This is a genomic window from Streptomyces sp. NPDC002490 (assembly GCF_040296045.1).
GTDB lineage: Bacteria > Actinomycetota > Actinomycetes > Streptomycetales > Streptomycetaceae > Streptomyces.
This window is the reverse complement of sequence record NZ_JBEOWM010000050.1, coordinates 24,054-42,062: the sequence shown is the minus strand read 5'-3', so window position 1 is coordinate 42,062 and position 18,009 is coordinate 24,054. Positions and strand designations below refer to the sequence as shown.

14 protein-coding genes are annotated in these 18,009 nt (G+C 72.6%); 6 read left to right on the top strand and 8 right to left on the bottom strand.

The window, feature by feature from the left end:
* Positions 1-184: 184 nt before the first annotated feature.
* On the bottom strand, positions 185-1,546 hold the full coding sequence (locus ABT092_RS25675; RefSeq protein ID WP_351247812.1) for a glycoside hydrolase family 18 protein: 1,362 nt from the start codon (positions 1,544-1,546) through the stop codon (positions 185-187).
* Between the two features lie 289 nt (positions 1,547-1,835).
* Here ABT092_RS25675 and ABT092_RS25670 point away from each other — a divergent pair, with 289 nt between their 5' ends.
* Together ABT092_RS25670 and ABT092_RS25665 are read left to right on the top strand one after the other, a co-directional pair.
* Complete coding sequence (locus tag ABT092_RS25670; protein ID WP_451364234.1) at positions 1,836-2,195, top strand: UBP-type zinc finger domain-containing protein; 360 nt, start codon at positions 1,836-1,838, stop codon at positions 2,193-2,195.
* Between the two features lie 123 nt (positions 2,196-2,318).
* Positions 2,319-3,683, top strand: a complete 1,365-nt coding sequence (locus ABT092_RS25665; protein WP_351247810.1) for an NAD(P)/FAD-dependent oxidoreductase — start codon at positions 2,319-2,321, stop codon at positions 3,681-3,683.
* Positions 3,684-3,698: 15 nt separating this feature from the next.
* Here ABT092_RS25665 and ABT092_RS25660 read toward each other — a convergent pair whose 3' ends face one another.
* Positions 3,699-4,433 (bottom strand): hypothetical protein, encoded by a 735-nt coding sequence (locus ABT092_RS25660; RefSeq protein ID WP_351247808.1) that lies wholly within the window; start codon positions 4,431-4,433, stop codon positions 3,699-3,701.
* Between the two features lie 183 nt (positions 4,434-4,616).
* Between ABT092_RS25660 and ABT092_RS25655 the strand changes: the two genes are divergently transcribed.
* The 3 genes from ABT092_RS25655 (at position 4,617) to ABT092_RS25645 (ending at position 9,008) form a co-directional block, all read left to right on the top strand.
* Positions 4,617-5,468: a PP2C family protein-serine/threonine phosphatase gene (locus ABT092_RS25655; protein WP_351247806.1), complete on the top strand. Its 852-nt coding sequence runs from the start codon at positions 4,617-4,619 to the stop codon at positions 5,466-5,468.
* Between the two features lie 218 nt (positions 5,469-5,686).
* A complete protein-coding gene (locus ABT092_RS25650; RefSeq protein ID WP_351247803.1) occupies positions 5,687-6,676 on the top strand; it encodes an MASE1 domain-containing protein in 990 nt (329 codons plus the stop codon).
* A 505-nt stretch (positions 6,677-7,181) separates the two neighbouring features.
* The gene (locus tag ABT092_RS25645; protein ID WP_351247801.1) at positions 7,182-9,008 is read left to right on the top strand and encodes a glycoside hydrolase family 3 protein; all 1,827 of its coding nucleotides are present in this window, start codon (positions 7,182-7,184) and stop codon (positions 9,006-9,008) included.
* Positions 9,009-9,135: 127 nt separating this feature from the next.
* Here the strand turns inward: ABT092_RS25645 and ABT092_RS25640 are convergent, their stop codons facing one another.
* On the bottom strand, positions 9,136-9,780 hold the full coding sequence (locus tag ABT092_RS25640) for a TetR/AcrR family transcriptional regulator (protein ID WP_351247799.1): 645 nt from the start codon (positions 9,778-9,780) through the stop codon (positions 9,136-9,138).
* 27 nt (positions 9,781-9,807) lie between these two features.
* On the opposite strand from ABT092_RS25640, the gene ABT092_RS25635 reads away from it, so the two are divergent.
* Positions 9,808-10,527 (top strand): 2-oxoglutarate/malate transporter, encoded by a 720-nt coding sequence (locus ABT092_RS25635; RefSeq protein WP_351247797.1) that lies wholly within the window; start codon positions 9,808-9,810, stop codon positions 10,525-10,527.
* 227 nt (positions 10,528-10,754) lie between these two features.
* Here ABT092_RS25635 and ABT092_RS25630 read toward each other — a convergent pair whose 3' ends face one another.
* The 5 genes from ABT092_RS25630 to ABT092_RS25610 form a co-directional block, all read right to left on the bottom strand.
* Positions 10,755-11,777 carry a hemolysin family protein gene (locus ABT092_RS25630; RefSeq protein ID WP_351247795.1) on the bottom strand — a complete coding sequence of 341 codons (1,023 nt, stop codon included), beginning with the start codon at positions 11,775-11,777 and terminating at the stop codon, positions 10,755-10,757.
* On the bottom strand, positions 11,774-13,171 hold the full coding sequence (locus ABT092_RS25625; protein WP_351247793.1) for a hemolysin family protein: 1,398 nt from the start codon (positions 13,169-13,171) through the stop codon (positions 11,774-11,776). The genes ABT092_RS25630 and ABT092_RS25625 overlap by 4 nt, the downstream gene beginning before the upstream one ends.
* A gap of 263 nt (positions 13,172-13,434) precedes the next feature.
* Positions 13,435-14,634, bottom strand: coding sequence for a Cmx/CmrA family chloramphenicol efflux MFS transporter (locus tag ABT092_RS25620; RefSeq protein WP_351247791.1), 1,200 nt, complete (start codon positions 14,632-14,634; stop codon positions 13,435-13,437).
* Between the two features lie 194 nt (positions 14,635-14,828).
* Entirely contained in the window at positions 14,829-17,195 is a 2,367-nt protein-coding gene (locus ABT092_RS25615; protein ID WP_351247789.1) for a glycoside hydrolase family 65 protein, read from the bottom strand.
* Positions 17,192-17,956 (bottom strand): HAD family hydrolase, encoded by a 765-nt coding sequence (locus ABT092_RS25610; RefSeq protein ID WP_351247787.1) that lies wholly within the window; start codon positions 17,954-17,956, stop codon positions 17,192-17,194. The genes ABT092_RS25615 and ABT092_RS25610 overlap by 4 nt, the downstream gene beginning before the upstream one ends.
* Positions 17,957-18,009 lie beyond the last annotated feature (53 nt).

The window sequence follows — 18,009 nt, the reverse complement described above, 5'->3', positions numbered from 1 at the left end:
CGCGTCCTGATGCGGTCGATCCGGACCACCGACATCAACCCGCAAACCACTCAAAGCGACCTCACTGAAGCCGCTTGACATCCATAGGAGCATCCGGCCGGTCCTCCCCGAAACCCCCGGGGAGAGGTGTCCGGTGGGGCGGGCCACCCTCCGCCCCACCGGACACCGGCCGTGGCGGGCCGGATCAGTCGTCGTCCAGGCCCCGGTCGATGGCGCGGATCAGTTCGCCGTCGGCGGTGTCGCCGTCCAGCGACCAGACCATGGCGCCGCCCAGCCCCCGGTCCACGACGTACTCGGCCTTGGCGCGCAGCACCTTCGGGTCGTCGTAGGTCCACAGGGAGGTGCCGTCGAAGAGCCAGGCATGACCGTTCTTCCGGTCCCGGTGGACCGTGTACGCGCCCGAGTCGGCGAGCTTCTTGAGGACCTTGTAGTCCTCGTAGCCGGCCTGATGGGTCGCCGGCGCCGGCCCGGTGTTCGGCTGCCGCATGCCGTTGCCGCCCCCGGACACGCCGGTCCAGCCCTGCCCGTAGAAGGGCATGCCGACCACCAGCTTGTGGGCGGGGGCGCCGCGTCGCAGCCAGTCGTTGACCGTCTGGTGGACGCTGAAGTCGTTCGGTGCGTACAGCGCGGACTGCTGGTTCGTGGTCTTCTCGCCGGACACGTGGAAGTCGTAGCCCTGGAGGTTCACGAAGTCGAAGTCCCGCATGAGCTTCTTGACCTCGAAGCCCGCGTCGATCTTCGCGGGAGCGGTGGGCACGAAGGCGGAGAGTTCGTAGCGCTTGCGCGGTTCGCCCTTGCGCTGCTGGGACTTCGCGTAGGCGTCCAGCTCGGTGCGGAACTCGCGGATGAGCGCCGTGAAGTTCTTCTTGTCCGCGGGGGTGTAGGGCGTGTCGTCCTCGCCCGAGGAGCCGGGCCACTCCCAGTCGACGTCGATGCCGTCGAAGACTCCGGCGGCGGCCCCTTCACCGCCGCGGGCTCCGTCCCGGGGCAGGTTGCCCTTGATGTAGAGGTCGATGCAGGACTTGACGAAGGCCGTGCGCTTGGCCGGCGTGCTCACCGCGTTGGAGAAGTGCGTGGACCAGCTCCAACCGCCCAGGGAGATGAGGACCTTGAGGCCGGGATGCTTCTTCTTCAACTCGACGAGCTGGTTGAAGTTCCCGGCCAGGCGCTGGGCGTCGGTGTCGGCGACGCCGTCGACGGAGTTCGCGGCGTCGACCGGACGGACGTAGTCGGCCCACGGGTCCCCTTCGCCCGGGACGCCTTCGAGGAAGCACGTGCCCTGGGGGGAGACGTTGCCGAAGGCGTAGTTGATGTGGGTGAGCCGTGCCGCCGCACCGCTCCGGTCCAGGTCCTGGACCTGGAAGTCCCGCCCGTAGACGCCCCACTGGGTGAAGTAGCCGATCCGCCGGTGTTCGGACCGGTGGTCCTTCTTGTCCTGCTGCGGACTGCTGGAGTCGGCGGAGGCGGGTGCCGTCACCGACAGGGAGACCGGAAGGGACGCGGCGCAGGCGGCGATCGCCAGCCTGGCGAGGATTCTTCGACGCATGCCGGGAAGCTATTGGTCTGGACTAAGCCGGTCAAGAGGTTGAACAACCGAACCGCGCGCACCGGTCGTTCCGTCACCCGTTCGCGGGCGTCCGGTCCAACTCCCCTTCCCTTCACTAGAGGTGAAGGAACGTCAGGTCGACGAGCCGGAGGGCGCGGAGGGCGGCCCGGCCTCGGGGGCCGTCGGTCGCCCCGGTGGGCCCCGGTCGTCCTTACGGGGCGGTTCCTGCCGATTCCTCCTACCATGGATCTGGCGCCGGACCCGACGGCCCGACCCGAGGAGGGACACCGTGCACCTGACCGAAGGCTCGGAAGGGATCGACCCGGACGCCCTGCCGTCGAGCACGGGCTGCGTCGAGTGCGAGGAGTCCGACGGCTGGTGGTTCCACCTGCGCCGCTGCGCCCGCTGCGGGCACGTCGGCTGTTGCGACAGTTCGCCGGGGCGGCACGCCACCGCCCACGCCCGGGCCACCGGGCACCCGCTGGTGCGTAGCTTCGAGCCCGGTGAGGCGTGGTTCTGGAACTACCGGACCGAGCGGCTGTACGAGACCGGGCCGGCTCTGGCGCCGCCCTCGGCCCACCCGGAGGACCAGCCGTCCCCGGGCCCGGCCGGACGCGTCCCGCCGAACTGGGCGGACACCCTGCGCTGACCGTCATCCCCGGGGACGGCTCAACAGGCGGGTTCGCTCCCCGCGCCCAAGGATGGGGGGTGGGAGCCGCCCGCCCGGGAACCCGGGGCGAGCGGGGACGAGCGGTCAGGAAGGACGGTCACCGTGGCACGACCCAGGATTCTCGTGGTGGGCGCCGGTTTCGCGGGGGTGGGCTGCGTCCGCAGACTGGAGCGGCGGTTGGCGCCCGGCGAGGCGGTCATCACCCTCGTCACCCCCTTCTCGTACCAGCTCTACCTCCCCCTGCTGCCGCAGGTCGCCTCGGGCGTCCTGACTCCGCAGTCCATCGCCGTGTCCTTGCGGCGCAGTCGCAGGCACCGCACCCGGATCATCCCCGGCGGAGCCATCGGGGTGGACCTGGCGGCCAAGGTCTGCGTGATCCGGAAGATCACCGACGAGGTGGTGGACGAGCCGTACGACATCCTGGTCCTCGCCCCGGGCAGCGTGACCCGCACCTTCGACATCCCCGGGCTGGTCGAACACGCCCGGGGGATGAAGACCCTCGCCGAGGCGGCCTACATCCGGGACCACGTCATCGCCCAACTCGACCTCGCCGACGCCAGCCGGGACGAGGCGGAGCGGACCTCACGGCTCCAGTTCGTCGTGGTCGGCGGCGGTTACGCCGGCACCGAGACCGCGGCCTGCCTCCAGCGCATCACCACCAGCGCGGTCCGGCGCTACCCCCGGCTGAACGCCCGGCAGATCAAGTGGCACCTGATCGACATCGCGCCCAAGCTGATGCCCGAACTCGGCGACCGACTGGGCCTCGCCGCGCTGGAGATCCTCCGGCGCCGGGGGATCGAGGTCTCCCTCGGGGTGTCGGTCGCGCAGGCCGGCGAGGACACGGTCACCCTCACGGACGGGCGCGTCCTGCCGTGTCGCACCCTGATCTGGACCGCCGGGGTCGCGGCCAGCCCGTTGATCGGCACCCTGGACGCCGAGACGGTCCGGGGACGGCTCGCGGTCGGCGCCGACATGTGCCTGCCCGGTGCAGACCGGGTCTTCGGGCTGGGCGACGCGGCGGCGGTACCCGACCTCACCAAGGGCGGCGACGCGGTGTGCCCGCCCACCGCGCAACACGCCACGCGCCAGGGCGCCAAGGTCGCGGAGAACGTGCTCGCCGCCCTGCGCGGTCAGCCGCTGCGGCCCTACACCCACCAGGACCTCGGTCTGGTGGTCGACCTCGGCGGCAAGGACGCCGTGTCCAAGCCGCTCGGGGTCGAACTGCACGGGCTGCCCGCCCAGGCGGTGGCCCGCGGCTACCACTGGTCGGCCCTGCGCACCCAGGTGGCCAAGGCCCGCGTGCTGACCAACTGGGTGCTCAACGCGGTGGCGGGCGACGACTTCGTCCGGATGGGCTTCCTCGCCCGGAACCCGGCCACCCTGCGGGACTTCGAGCACACCGACGCCTACCTGACCCCGGAGCAGGTGCGGGCGCACACCGCCGCACTGCGGGCGGCGCGGGTGTGACCGGTTCGGACGGCCTCAGTGCACGCCATCCAACAGCCACTCGCCCGGCAGATCGGCGCGGGCCGCCGCCAGGGCCGCCGCGTCCCTCCCCCGGGCCCACAGCCAGTCGGACCCGTCCGCGCGCAGCAGGACCCCGTCCCGGTGGAACCAGCGCACCGGTTCCCCCTCGGGCACCGCCCACACCGGGTAGCCGGGCAGGGGCAGCGGAGTGCAGAGTTCCGCCACCCGGGCCGTGGTCACCGGGTCCAGCGCACGGTTGTCCAGGGCCGCGCCGGGTGCGAACAGGCTCTCGGAGAGCACCATTTCGGCGCACGCCAGCGAGAAGCGGTCGAGGAAGGGGAGCCAGGTCTCCTCGTCCGTCGCCCGGAAGAACACCGGAGGATCGGACGGATCGCCGTGCCCGGCCAGGGACACGCCCCACTCCACCGCGTACTGGTTCTCCACCCGGACGATGAGCACCTCGGTCTCCGGGTCGTACTCCCACTGCGCCGGGCGCAAGAGCCGGTCCTGGACGCGCACCAGGTCGTCCCGCCGGCCGAAGAGCGCGTACGCCTCGTGCACCGCGGCCGGCAGTGCGAGGCCCAACCGGTCCGCCCGCTCGCGGAGCTCTCCCTCGGGGCAACCGTCTTCGGGGGCCAGCGGGCGGGCCCAGTCCTCGGCGAAGCTCCGGATGAAGTCCCAGATCGCGCCGGCCCGGCCGGCGGCGGTCGCACGGGCGAGCGCGACCCGTGGATCGTCGTCGTTTCTCATGATCATGACCCTAGTGCGGGTGCCCGTCGCCCGGGCGGCCCACGGCGATCACGAGTGCGAACCGAATCCGCGACGGTTGCCGCGCCCCGGGCGGCCACCTCCCCCGACGGAATGGGGAAATGCGGACAATTCGCATATAATGACGGGGTCATAGCCCGGACGGACGTGCGGCGGAGTTGCATCATGGCCTCGAACCGCCCCGCGGACACCCCGGACGACCTGCTGGCCCGGCTCGGTTCCCTGACCGCGGAGGCCAGGGTGCGGGCCGACGCCCACCGGACCCAGGTTGAACTCGCCCTCGCCCTCCAGCGCGGCATGCTCCCCGACGGACTGCCCGAGGTCGCGGGGGTGACCGTGGCCGCCCGCTACGCACCGGCGTTCGCCGGACTCAACGTCGGCGGGGACTGGTACGACGGCTTCGTCCTGCCCGACGGCAGCATCGGCTACTCGATCGGTGACGTCCAGGGGCACACCATCGAGGCCGCGGCCTTCATGGGGCAGGTCCGGGTCGGGCTGCGCGCCCTCGGCTCGGTGACCAGCGACCCCGGTGAACTGCTCGCGCGCACCAATGACCTGCTGCTGTCGCTGGGCGGCTCGCTCTTCGCCACCTGCACCATGGTGCGCTTCGACCCGGTGACCTGGGAACTCGACAGCGCCCGGGCCGGCCACGTGCCGATGGTCCGGGCCACCGCCAGCGGTCGCTCCCGGGTGGTCGAGGACGAGGGCGGGCTGCCGCTCGGCATCGAGCCCGGCGTGGAGTACCCGGTCACCCGCTACCGGCTGACCGAACGCGGCGCCTTCGTCCTGGTCACCGACGGGGTCGTGGAAGGACCTTCGCTCTCCGTCGACGAGGGACTGGAACAGGTGGCCACCCTCGCCGGCGTGGGGGTCGGCGCCGCGCTCGGCGCCGCCTCGCTGGCCACCTCGGTGATGCGCATCGCCGATTCGATCGGCCACGACGACGACGCCGCGGTGCTGGTCATCGGCCACGACGCCCCGCCGCCCGGGGCCGCGCCCGGCGAGCCCGGTGGCTGACCGCGCCGCGCCCGCCGGTCACGGCCTGTCGGGTGAGACTCGCCGACCGGGTGACCGAGCCGTCACCGAGCGCCGCGACGGTGTGGTAGCCGTGCTCCTGGGCGACCGGAGCACGCTCCTGCGGTCCGTCCCGCGAGAAGAGGGGAGCTGGCCTCGGTGCCGTTGCTGATGCGCCGGGCGGTGCGGATCCGCCTGCCGGACGCTCGACCAGGGGTGCCGTGACCTCGCTCGTGGAGCGGCCCGCGGTCCGCCGGGCCGGCGTGCTGGTGCTCCAGAACCTGGCCGTCGCGGCCTGCTACTACGCGGGCGGCCGGCTGGGGCTGCTCAAGGCGCTGGTGGTCGAGGGGGCGGTGGTGAGTCCCATCTGGCCGCCCACCGGGATCGCCCTCGCGGCCCTGCTGCTCCTGGGGCCGCAGATCTGGCCCGGGATCGCGCTCGGGGCCCTGCTGATCGTGGAGCACATCAGCCACCCCCTCCAGCCCAGTGCCATCGGCATCCTGGTCGGCAACACCATCGCCCCCCTGTGTGCCTACGCACTGCTGCGGGCGGTCCGCTTCCGCAACGAGTTGGACCGGGTGCGGGACGGCATGGCGCTGGTGTTCCTCGGGGCGCTGGGCGGCATGCTGGTGAGCGCCACCGCGGGCGTGGGGCAACTGCTGGCGCGCCGCCAGATCCACGCCTCCGACTTCTGGGCGGTGTGGTCCTCCTGGTGGGCGGGGGACGCCCTCGGGGTGCTGGTGGTCACCCCGGTCCTGTTGATCCTGTGGTACGCCCACCGGCCGTTCGGCTGGGGGCGCTGGCCGGAGGCCCTGGCCCTGGCCGCCTGCACGGCCCTGGTGGCGCCCTTGGCCGCCACCAGCGACCTCAGTCTGCTCTTCCTCGCCTACCCCCTGCTGATCTGGGCCGCCGTGCGCTTCCAGCTCACCGGCGCCGCCCTGTGCGCCCTGTTCGTCTCGGTGGTGACCGCGATCGCGGCGGCGGACGGCGTCGGACCGTTCCGGGGCCACAGCCAGCTCGGCGTGATGATCAACCTCCAGGCGTTCAACGGCTCGGTCGCCCTGACGGCGCTGCTGCTGGGCGCGCTGGTCGCCGAGCAGCGCGCGATGCGACTGCGGGTGGAGCAGGCCGTGGCCGAGCTGGCGGAGGTCGTCGAGCGGCTGGCTCCCGGGGGGAGCGCGGGGCAGCGTCGACCGCCCGACGGGGGATAGCCGCGGACGGGCGCCGTGGCCCGGCTCACCGGGGGCGGGGAACAAGGGACGGTGGTTCGTCGTTCACCTGATGTGGATGCGGGGGGAACGAGTCCCCGGGCTCACTTCTCCGCCCACGAGGACGATCGTTCGGCTGAAGCCTCGTGGAGCCTTTCGCCGAGAGGCGACCGCCCTCCGCATCCCCTCGATCCGCCCCGGCTGGTCTCCCCCCGTCCAGTCGGGGCTCTCCCCTGCCCGGTTCCTCGGGGCGTCGCCGGATCTCGGTGGGCTCGTCCGGCTTGGCACCCGTTCCTCCGGGGGGCGTGATCCGGCCATGTCGGACACGCGCTGTGGCGGCGATCCCCGTCTGCGGAGTGGCCGAATCTGGCTCCCCATTTTGTCTAGACCTATTTTGTCTAGACCTCTTGCCCTGTCCATGATCCGCGGGCTACGTTTCCCGCTGTTCGGAGTACTTCAAGTTTCCTTCAATTCCCTTGACGGGCAAGGCTGGAAGGAGCATGTCCGCATGCAGGACCGGAGTTTGTCCAGACGAACCGTTCTCGCTTCCGCGACCGTGGTCGCGGCGAGCGCAACGGGTGTCGTGGGGGTGACGGTTACCCCCGCAGTCGCGCACAAGCGCGACAGCCGCCTCAAGAAGATCATCTCCAAGATGAGCATCGAGGCGAAGATCGGCCAGCTGTTCGTGCCGTATTTCTACGGTACTTCGGCGACTTCTCCCAGCCAGTTCGACCAGGACCGCAACCTCAGGGAAATCGGCGTCCGCACCGTCGCCGAGCTCATCGCCAAGTACCACCTCGGCGGTGTCATCTACTTCTCCGGTTGGGCGAACAACATCCAGGACCCCCGCCAGGTGGCGGACTTGACCAACGGCGTGCAGCGCGCGTCGCTCGCCCTGCCCACCCCCATCCCGTCCCTGATCTCCATCGACCAGGAGCACGGGGCCAACGTCCGCATCGGCAGCGGCGCCACCCAACTGCCGGGCGCGATGGCGCTCGGAGCGGGCCGCTCGCTCTCCGACGCGCGCACCGCCGGACGGATCTCGGGCACCGAACTGGCCGCCCTGGGCATCCACCAGAACTTCGCCCCGGTCGCCGACGTCAACGTCAATCCGGCCAACCCCATCATCAACGTCCGCTCCTTCGGCGCCGACGCCCGCGAGGTCGGCCGCATGGTGGCGGCCCAGGTGACGGGGTATCAGCAGGCCGGCGTGGTGGCCTGCGCCAAGCACTTCCCCGGACACGGGGACACCGGCGAGGACAGCCACACCGGGCTGCCCGTGATCACCCACACCCGCGAGGAGTGGGACCGCATCGACGCCCCGCCCTTCAAGGCGGCGATCGCCGCGGGCGTGGACTCGATCATGACCGCCCACCTCCAGGTCCCCGCGCTCGACCCCAGCAACGAGCCGGCCACCCTGTCGCCCACGATCCTCCAGGGCGTCCTCCGCGAGGAACTCGGCTTCGACGGCGTGATCGTCACCGACGCCCTCAACATGCGCGGGGTGCGCACCAAGTACGGCGACGACCGCGTGCCCGTCCTCGCCCTCAAGGCCGGCGTCGACCAACTGCTGTTCCCGCCGGACATCGACGTCGCCTACAACGGCGTCCTGGCCGCAGTCCGCACCGGAGAGATCACCGAGGCCAGGCTCGACGAGTCGGTGCTGCGCATCCTGCGGATCAAGGACAAGGTCGGCCTGCTCGGCGGCAGCCCCTACATCTCCCCGAAGGAGGTCGACCGGGTCGTCGGCGCCCGCAAGCACCGACTCGCCGCGGCCCGGATCGCCGAGCGCACCACCACCCTGCTGGTCAACGAGGACGAGACGCTCCCGCTGCGCCGCCGGCAGAAGAAGCTGCTCGTGGTCGGCGCCAGCCCGGCCTTCCCGACCGACGCCACCCGCACCACGGTGCCCGAGCTGGCCAAGGCGTTCGACGAGCTGGGCTACAGCACCACCCAGCTCGCCACCGGCCGGGCGCCCGACGCGGCGAAGATCGACGAGGCCGTGGCCGCCGCCCAGGGCCGGGACGCGGTGGTGGTGACCACCGACAACGTCGGGGCCACCAGCGCCCAGCGCACCCTGGTGTCCCGGCTGCTCGCCACGGGCGTCCCCGTCGTCCACCTCGCGGTCCGCAACCCCTACGACGTCGCCCACCTCGGCGACGTCCCGGCCTCCCTGGTCTCCTACTGCTGGACCGAGGTCGAACTGCGCGCCGCCGCCCGGGTGATCGCCGGACGGGTCGAGCCGCGCGGCAAGCTGCCCGTGCCGATCCAGCGGGCCGACGACCCGGCCAAGGTCCTCTTCCGCTCCGGGCACGGCCTGTCGTACGACGACTGAGCCACCCGCCCCGCACGGCGGTCGGCCCCGGTACCCCTGAGCGGGGTACCGGGGCCGGCCGCCGTGGCCCCCTGGTCCGCAACCGTCCCGGCGGCAGGGGTGTCGTGCGGGCCGTGGGCAAGCGCGCCTACCGATCCAGGAGTTCGCGTGCCAGGGCGTCGCTCCACCAGCGTTCGACCCGGTCGGGTGACCAGCCGCGCTCGGCCGTGAGGGTGGTGTAGACGTCGACGGTGCACAGCGCGGCATAGACGTCCGTGGCGGCCCGCAGGTCCAGCCCGGGCCTCAGGGTCCCGTCCGGCCAGGACGAGAAGACCCGGGCCCGCGTCTCGTCGGCCCGGACGCGGCCGTCGTCGTAGACCGCCGCCAGTTCCGGTTCGATGCGGCCCGCTTCCCTGAGCAACCGGAGGACATCCCCCGCTCGCTCGAAGAGTCGCCGGTCGTATCCGGCCATCGCGGCGAGCTGTCGAGAGGGGTCCGCGGCAGCCGCCTCCAGTTCGGCCAGCTGCCGGGGTACCCCGGCCGTCAGGTCCGCCGCGTCGGCGAGGGCCCGGGCAAGGCCCTGTTTGTTCCCGTACGTCGAGTAGACCGTCGGTACGGAGACCCCCGCCTCGCGGGCGACGTCCCGTACGGTGGTTCCCGCCCAGCCGCGTGTCCTGAAGAGCCGCAGTGCGGCCCGCGCGATGTCCGCCCTGGTCTCCAGCGCCTGTGCGGTCCTGCGCAGGGACTCGTAGGAGCGGCGGCCGTTCTCCTCGCCCAACTGGCTTCCCTTCATTGACTTTATGCTGCTAATAATGAATACATGTTATCTCACGACGACAGGGCCCGGACCTCCCCGTTCTCCCGCATCGGAGGCTTCGCCGGCATCGGATTCGCCCTCCTGATCGTCACCGCGAACGCGGTGATGGTCCCCGCCGGGCTGCCCGTGCCGGGCAGCGGCGCGGAAGAGGCCGCGGCCTTCTTCCGCGGGCAGACCACGGCCGTCGGCATCGGCTCCGCGCTCGTGCCCGCCGCCTGGGTGCTGGCCACCCTGTTCGGCGCGGCGGTGGTCGCGGCGCTACGGCGCGCCGAACGGACGAGCGGGGAGGCTTGGTCGCTGCTCGGGTTCGCGGGGGTGGTGCTACAGAACGCCGCCTTCGCCGCGGTCGTCGCCACTCGGCTCGCGCTGACCCGCGAGGACGCCGAGGCAGCCGCGCTCTGGGCCCTGCACGACGCGCTGTTCGCCCTGAACGGCGCCTTCCTCGCCCTTGCCCTCAGCGGGCTGTCGATCGGGGGAGTGCGCGCCGGCCTCGTCCGGCCCTGGCATGCGGCCGTGGGACTGCTGTCGGCGACCCTGCTGCTGTCGTCGGCCACCCTCGCCCTCCCGGTCGTCGCCGGGGTCGAGGGAGTGGGACTGCTGGGGCTCGCCGGTTGGGCGCTCTGGGTGGTTTGGACGATCGCGTACGGTGCCGCTCTGATCCGGTGCCGGCCCTCGGACCTGCCGGTGGACACGGTCGGCCGTCGGAGCCGGTCCGCACCGTGAGCCGGCCGTCACACGGTGCGGACGCCGGCAGCCCCGGGAGCGACGGGCGGGGGAGCCGGTCCGTACCGCGAGGGCCCGAGTGGGCCCGGTCTCCGGCGCACCGCCGTCCCGGGCAGGAAGCAGCCGGGGCCGTCCGCCTGCGCGGCGATGCGCGCGGCGGACGGCCCCGGTGGGGGAACCACGTCCGAGCAGCTCGGTCGATCCGCACGCGACCGACCGGGCGGGCGTCAGCCGACCGCGGCCGGCTGGAGGTAGCGGGCCAGCAGGTCGTCCAGACTGACCAGTCCGGCGATCGCTCCCGAACCGTCGCGGACCACGGCCAGCGAGGCCCGCCGCCTGCGCAGCTGCTCCACGGCGTGCGCCACGGTGTCGTCCGCCGTCAGTTCCGGCAGCGGACGGGCCAGCTCCCGCGCGGTCGTCGTGCGCTCACGCGCCCGGGCGACCAGGGCGTCGCGGCTGTGCACCGACCCCACGACCCGACCGGCGTCCCGGACCAGCAGACGCGTCCGGTCCGCAGCCGAGGCCACCCCGAGGATCGTCGAGGGCGTGGCGCTCGCGTCGACCCAGGTGATGTCCGCCGCGGGCACCAGGAGCTCCGCCACCGGCGTCAGCGGTTCGACGAGCGAACGGGTGATCAGCTCGGAGTCGGCCGCGCTGATCAGCCCGGTGCGCCGGGACTCCGCCACGAGGTCGGTCAGCTGCTCCCGGTCGTGGACCGCGACCAACTCGTCCCGCGGGGTGACCCGGCACAACCGCACCAGGGCGTTGCTGACCGCGTTGAGCACCCGGATCAGCGGACGCACCACCTTCACCACCGCCCGGAACAGCGGCGACAGCAGCATCGCCGAGCGCTCGGGACGGGCGATGGCCCAGGACTTCGGGGCCATCTCGCCCACGACCATGTGGAGGAAGACCACCGCCACGATCGCGATGGTGAACGACACGCCGTAGCTCAGACCGGTCGGCAGGCCCAGGTCCTGCAACAACGGGTCGAGGGCGTGCGACACGGCGGGCTTGGAGATCGACCCCAGCCCCAGCGTCGTCACCGTGATGCCCAACTGGGCACCCGCCAACATCAACGACAGCTCGCGCATGCCGTCCAGGGCGGCCCGGGCACCGCGCCGCCCCTCGGCGGCGGCCTTCTCCATCCGGTGGCGCTTCGCCGCGACCAGGGCGAACTCCGCCGCCACGAAGAAGCCGCTTCCGATCAGCAACAGGACGGTCAGGAACAGGGCGAGGGGAAAGCTCATGCCGTCACCTCCTCGTCCGCGCGGTGCGCGTGCGCACCGACCGCACCGCCCCGCACGGCGGCCTCGGTGCCCTCGGACACCTCGGGGGCCGGCCGGTGCTCGATCCGCACCCGCTCCGGCACGTGCCGGTTGAGGGTGCACACGTCGATCAGCGCGGTGCTGCCGTCCGGCAACTCCACCGCCACCCGGTCGCCGATCGCGGGGAAACGGCCCAGCCGGTCCACCACGAGTCCGCCGACCGTGTCGAAGTCGTCCTCCTCGGGCAACGGCACCCCGATGGCCGGCGCGACCTCGTCGATGCGTCGACCCGCGTCCACCAGCCAACCGGATCCGTCGGGCACCGCGAGCGCGGTGACCCGGTCCGTCTCGTCGGCGATGTCGCCGACCAGTTCCTCGGCGATGTCCTCGTAGGTGACGATGCCCGCCACCCCGCCGTGCTCGTCCAGCACCACCGCGAACTCGTCGTCGACCTCCCGCATCCGGGCGACCGCGCCCGGCAGCGGCAGGGTGTCCGGCAGCAGCAGCGGGCGACGTGCCAGCTCCCCGGCCGTGCTCCCGGCCAGCAGCTCGGCGGGCACCCGGGACAGCTCCCGCACGCCGAGGACCCCCGTGATGTCGTCGGGGTGGTCGCCGAGCACGGGGTACGTGGAGTGCCCGTGCCGGGCGATCAGCTCCACCGCGTCGGCGGCCGAGGCGTCCTTGCGGAGGAAGACGGTGTCCGCGCGCGGCACCATCACCTCGCCCATGGTGCGCTCGGAGAACTCCAGGGCGTGGTCCAGCAGCTCGGCGGTGTCCCGGGACAGGGCGCCCCGCTCGTGGGACTCGCCGATCAGCTGACCCAGCTCCTCCAGGGTCGCGCCGTGGTGCAACTCCTCCACCGGTTCGATCCCGATGCGGCGCAGCAGCCGGGCGGCAGCACCGTCGAAGACCCGGATGATCGGGCCCACGACCTTCAGATAGGCCAGGGTGGAGGGGGCCAGCGACCTCGCCAGCCGTTCCGGCACGGCGATCGCCAGGTTCTTGGGGGCGAGCTCGCCGAGCACCATCTGGACGACGGTGGCGACCACGAAGGCCAAGGCCACCGAGATCCCGTCCACCGCGGCGTCGGGGATGCCCACGCCCGACACCAACGGCCGGATGACGGCCGAGACGGACGGGCCGGTGAGGAAGCCGACGATCAGACCGGTCACGGTGATGCCGAGCTGGGCGCCGGAGAGCATGAAGGAGAGCTGCCCCGTGACCTTCAGGGCGCGCGCGGCGCGCCGGTCACCCGCTTCGGCCGCACGGGCCAGGGCCAGCCGGTCGGCGGAGACGTAGGTGAACTCCTGAAGGACGAAATAGCCCGTTCCGGCGGTGAGCAGGAGTACCGCCAACAGGCCGAGTGCGGCATTCATCGAACACCACCCCGCCGGGTGCCGCGATCATGCGTGAAGAGGCGGGATGGTTCGGGACTGTGTCCCGGAGGATCGGGGTCCGTCATCTGGGCGGACAAGTGGCCACTCCTTGTAGGTGGTCGTGTTCCAGGTGCCCGCTACAACGAACACCTTCCGATCATTGTTCCCCATCGGCCGAAAAAGAGACCGGCGCCCCCGGTCGAGGTCCAAAGGCGCCGATCGACCTGCTGCTTCGTCCTCCCGCCGGTGCGTTGCCGGCGGGATCAACCCGTCCGGGCCACCCGAGCGCGCGGGGCCAGCAGGGCCGCGGCCCCGATCCCCACCGCCACGGCCAGCAGGGCCGCGCTCACCACGACGGGGGAGCGGAAGCCCAGCCCCGCGGTGATCGTCGCGCCCCCGAGCCAGGGTCCGAGGGCGGCGCCCACGTTGAACGCGGCGGTGGCGCTCGCCCCGGCCAGCACGGGCGCTCCGGCGCCCGCGTACAGCACCTGGCTGACCAGGGTGGATCCGATCGCGAAGGCGAGCGCGCCCTGGACCGGCACCAGCACCAGTAGCACTGCGGGCCGGTCGCCGCCGCCGGCGAGCAGCGCCCAGCCAGCCAGGTGGATCACCGACCCCCCGATCAGCAGGGGCAGGGGTCGGGCGTCGGCGAGGCGCCCCGCGGCGCTCACCCCGAGGAAGGAACCCGCGCCGAACAGCACCAGCACCGCGGGCACCCAGCGCGGGGACAGCCCGGACACCTCCGTCACCAGGGGCGCCAGATAGGTGAAGGCGCAGAACGTGGCCCCGTTCACCAGTGCGCACAGCACCAGGATCAGCAGCGGCCGGGGCCGGCCCAGCACCCGCAGTTCGGCACGGACCGTCCCCGCTCCGGCGGGGCCGGCGGCCTCGGCGGCCTCGGCGGCCTCGTCCGGGGTCGGGCCGTTCGGCACGGCCCGCCACACGGCCCACAGGGCGGGGACGCAGAGCACGACGATCGCCCAGAACGCCGCGCGCCACCCCCCGTACTGGCCCAGGAGCGCCCCGCCGGGCACCCCGGCCACACAGGCGAGGGTCACTCCTCCCAGCAACACGGCGGTCGCCCGGCCCTTGGCCTGCGGGCCGACCATCAGGGCGGCGGCGGAGAAGGCCACCGCCAGGAATCCCGCGTTGGCCAGGGCCGACACCACCCGCATCGCCAGCAGCAGGGGGAAGCTGTCGGTCAGCGCGCTCACCGCGTGCGCGAGGAGGAAGACCAGCAGGAAGGCCAACAGCGCGTCGCGCCGGGACCAACGCCGTGCCGTCACCGCCATCAGGGGTGCTCCGACCACCATGCCCACGGCGAACGCCGAGGTCAGGGACCCGGCGGCGGGCACGGACACGGAGAGGTCACGGGCCATGCCCGTGAGGAGGCCGGACAACATGAACTCGGACGTGCCCATGGCGAAGATGGCCAGTCCGAGGAGGTACAGGGTGAAAGGCACCGCAGAACTCCACAGCCGTTCGAGATCCAACAGGAATCCGATCCGGCGTCCACGGATGGCGACGCGCCCCGGAGCCGACGGCACGGGGCTGCGACGGGAAGCCACCGGGGAGGCCGGTGGCTAGCCTCTGGAGGCCTCGGGACTGTTCACGTCGGCCAGGGTAGGTAGGGACGGCGCACCCCGTCCACCGCTTTTCAACGACGGGCACGGGTGTGCGGGCCGCCCCGCGCGGGCGCCCGGTGCGGCGGCTGCTCGGGCGCCGGCCGCACGGGCACGGGCCGGATGCCCCGGCGCTCCGGTGCGTCGGGCGTCACCAGCACCGGCCGTCCGTAGTGCCGCACGGTCAGCGGCTCGCCCGACACCAGGGTGTAGACGGCGGCCTCGGCGGTGATCTCGACGTGCAGCCGTCGGCCCACCACCTCCAGGGTGAACGCCAGCCGACTGAACCGCTCGGGCAGCCGGGGCGTGAAGTTCGGGGTGCTGCCCAGCAACCGCAGGCCCCCGAAGCCGGCCACCAGCGCCATCCAGGTGCCCGCCAGCGAGGCGATGTGCAGTCCGTCGCGCGTGTTGTTCTCCAGGTCCTCCAGGTCCATCAACGCCGACTCGGCGACGTAGGCGTAGGCGAGCGCGAGATGGCCGGCCTGCGCGGCGATCACCGCCTGACAACTGGCGGAGAGCGAGGAGTCCCGCACGGTCAGCGGCTCGTAGTAGGCGAAGTTGCGGGCCGTGTGCTCCTCGTCGAAGTGCTCGCTGCACTTGTACATCGCCAGCACCAGATCGGCCTGCTTGACGACCTGCTTGCGGTAGATGTCGAAGTAGGGGAAGTGCAGCATCAGCGGGTACTGGTCCGCCCGGGTCCCCGTGAAGTCCCACACCTGGTGCTGGGTGAACCCGGAGGACTGCTCGTGCACGCCGAGCTCGTCGTTGTACGGCACGTGCATCGCCTCGGCCGCGTCCCGCCAGGCGGCGCTCTCCTCGTCGTCCACCCCGAGCGCCGCCGCCGTCTTGGCGTGCCGCTCGACGACCTCGGCCGCGGCCAGCAGATTGGCCCGGGCCATCAGATTGGTGTACGCGTTGTCGTCCTGGACCGCGCTGTACTCGTCGGGGCCGGTCACCCCGTCGATGTGGAACGCCCCGTGGTGGTCGTGGTGGCCCAGCGACCGCCACAACCGGGCCGTCTCCACCAGGAGTTCCACCCCGGTGTCCCGCTCGAAGCGCCCGTCGCCGGTCACCGCCACGTACCGGATGACGGCGTCGGCGATGTCGGCGTTCACGTGGAAGGCCGCCGTCCCGGCCGGCCAGTACGCCGAGCCCTCCGAGCCGTCGATGGTCCGCCAGGGGAACGCGGCCCCCTGGAGGCCCAGTTGGGCGGCCCGCTCCTTCGCGGCCGACAGGGTGTTCTGCCGCCACCTGAGCGCCTCGGCCACCGCGAACGGCGAGGTGTAGCTGAGCAGCGGCAGCACGAAGACCTCGGTGTCCCAGAAGGCGTGGCCGTCGTAGCCGGAACCGGTCAACCCCTTCGCCGGAATGGCCCGCTGCTCGGCCCGGGCACCCGCCTGGAGCACGTGGAACAGGGCGAACCGCACCGCCTGCTGGATCTCCTCGTCCCCGTCCACCTCCACGTCGGCGCGCGCCCAGAACGCGTCGAGGTAGGCGCGCTGTTCGTCGACCAGCCCCTCCCAGCCGATGCTCATCGCCGCCGCCAGGGCCGCGTCCACCTGGTCGCTGACCGCCGGCAGCGACCGGGTGGACGACCAGCCGTAGGCCACCACCTTGTCGAGCCGCAGGGCGTCCCCGGGGGCGAGGGCGGAGGCGATGGTCAGCCGGGCGACGTCGGCGCGGCTCTCGCAGCCGGTGGTGGTCGGCCGCGGCCCCGTCACCACGTGGTCGGCCGCGGCCCCCACCCGCAGTTCGCTGGTGCGGGTGCGGTGCACCAGCGCCAGCCGTCCGTCCGCGGCGAAGTGGGACTCCGACTCCAACGGGGACTCCAGCGCCACCGAGGCCCGGGGGTCGCCGTTCGTCCCGGGCAACTGCTCGTTGGCCACCAGTTCCGACTGGATGACGATGCGCACCTCGGAGTCGAGGGCCTCCACCTCGTAGCGCACCGCGGCGATCGCCCGCTGGGTGAACGACACCAACCGGACGGAGCGCACCCGCACCGCGCAGCCCGCGGGGGACACCCATTCGCACACCCGGGTCAGCAACCCGGTCCGCAGGTCCAGGGTCCGCTCGTGCGCCACCAGCCGTCCGTACCGCAGGTCGAACGGCTCGTCGTCCACCAGCAGGCGGATGATCTTGCCGTTGGTGACGTTGATGACCGTCTGCCCGGACTCCGGGTAGCCGTAGCCCGCCTCCGCGTACGGCAGGGGGTGGAGTTCGTAGACCCCGTTCAGGTACGAGCCGGGCAGGCCGTGCGGCTCGCCCTCGTCGAGGTTGCCCCGCCATCCCACGTGCCCGTTGGAGAGGGCGAAGACGGACTCGCTCTGCGGCAGCACGTCGAGGTTCAGCGACCGCTCGCACAGCGACCAGGGCTCAACGGTGTACGAGGAATGGGTGATCATGCGGACCGCTCCAGCTCGGCGAGGTCGCGCACCACCGTGTCCGCCCCGTGCGCCCGCAGCGCCGCGGCCTGGCCGACCCGGTCCACGCCCACCACGTAGCCGAAGCCCCCCGAACGGCCCGCGTCCATTCCGGCGAGCGCGTCCTCGAAGACCGCGGCCCGCTCCGGCGCCACGCCCAACTCCGCCGCCGCGGCGAGGAAGGTGTCCGGGTGCGGTTTGCCCGGCAGCCCCCGCCGCGCCGCGACCACCCCGTCGATCCGCACGTCGAACCGGTCCTCGGCGCCCACCGCACGCAGGACGTCGAGGCAGTTGGTGCTGGACGAGACCACGGCCGTGCCGAGCCCCGCCGCCCGCACCGCCGTCAGATAGCGCAACGAGCCCGGGTACGCCTCGACCCCGCCCGCCCGGATCCTCGCCAGCAACAGCGCGTTCTTGCGGTCCCCGAGGCCCTGCACCGTGAGCGTGCCCGGTGGGTCGGCGTTGCCGCCCGCCGGGCGCTCCGGCAGGGTGATCCCCCGCGAGGCCAGGAAGGTCCGCACCCCGTCGGAGCGGGGCCGGCCGTCCACGTAGGCGTCGTAGTCGTGCGGGGAGAAGGGCCGGAATCCGGGCCCCTCCCGCTCCCGGAGGAAGGCGTCGAAGGTCTCCCGCCAGGCCGCGGCGTGCACCACGGCGGTCTTGGTGATCACACCGTCCAGGTCGAACAGGCAGGCGGTGACGGTGGGCGGCAGGCCCAGCCCGCCGGGTGCGTCGGTCTCTCCCATCGAGAACCCTCCGGGTCCGCACCGCAGGGGCGGTGCCACGGTCGCCGCCATCG

Bases quoted from the DNA above. Each gene is read 5' to 3' on its own strand.
- ABT092_RS25675 (WP_351247812.1), bottom strand. From the start codon at position 1,546: ATGCGTCGAAGAATCCTCGCCAGGCTGGCGATCGCCGCCTGCGCCGCG.
- ABT092_RS25660 (WP_351247808.1), bottom strand. From the start codon at position 4,433: ATGAGAAACGACGACGATCCACGGGTCGCGCTCGCCCGTGCGACCGCC.
- ABT092_RS25655 (WP_351247806.1), top strand. From the start codon at position 4,617: ATGGCCTCGAACCGCCCCGCGGACACCCCGGACGACCTGCTGGCCCGG.
- ABT092_RS25645 (WP_351247801.1), top strand. From the start codon at position 7,182: ATGCAGGACCGGAGTTTGTCCAGACGAACCGTTCTCGCTTCCGCGACC.
- ABT092_RS25640 (WP_351247799.1), bottom strand. From the start codon at position 9,780: ATGAAGGGAAGCCAGTTGGGCGAGGAGAACGGCCGCCGCTCCTACGAG.
- ABT092_RS25635 (WP_351247797.1), top strand. From the start codon at position 9,808: ATGTTATCTCACGACGACAGGGCCCGGACCTCCCCGTTCTCCCGCATC.
- ABT092_RS25630 (WP_351247795.1), bottom strand. From the start codon at position 11,777: ATGAGCTTTCCCCTCGCCCTGTTCCTGACCGTCCTGTTGCTGATCGGA.
- ABT092_RS25625 (WP_351247793.1), bottom strand. From the start codon at position 13,171: ATGAATGCCGCACTCGGCCTGTTGGCGGTACTCCTGCTCACCGCCGGA.
- ABT092_RS25615 (WP_351247789.1), bottom strand. From the start codon at position 17,195: ATGATCACCCATTCCTCGTACACCGTTGAGCCCTGGTCGCTGTGCGAG.
- ABT092_RS25610 (WP_351247787.1), bottom strand. From the start codon at position 17,956: ATGGGAGAGACCGACGCACCCGGCGGGCTGGGCCTGCCGCCCACCGTC.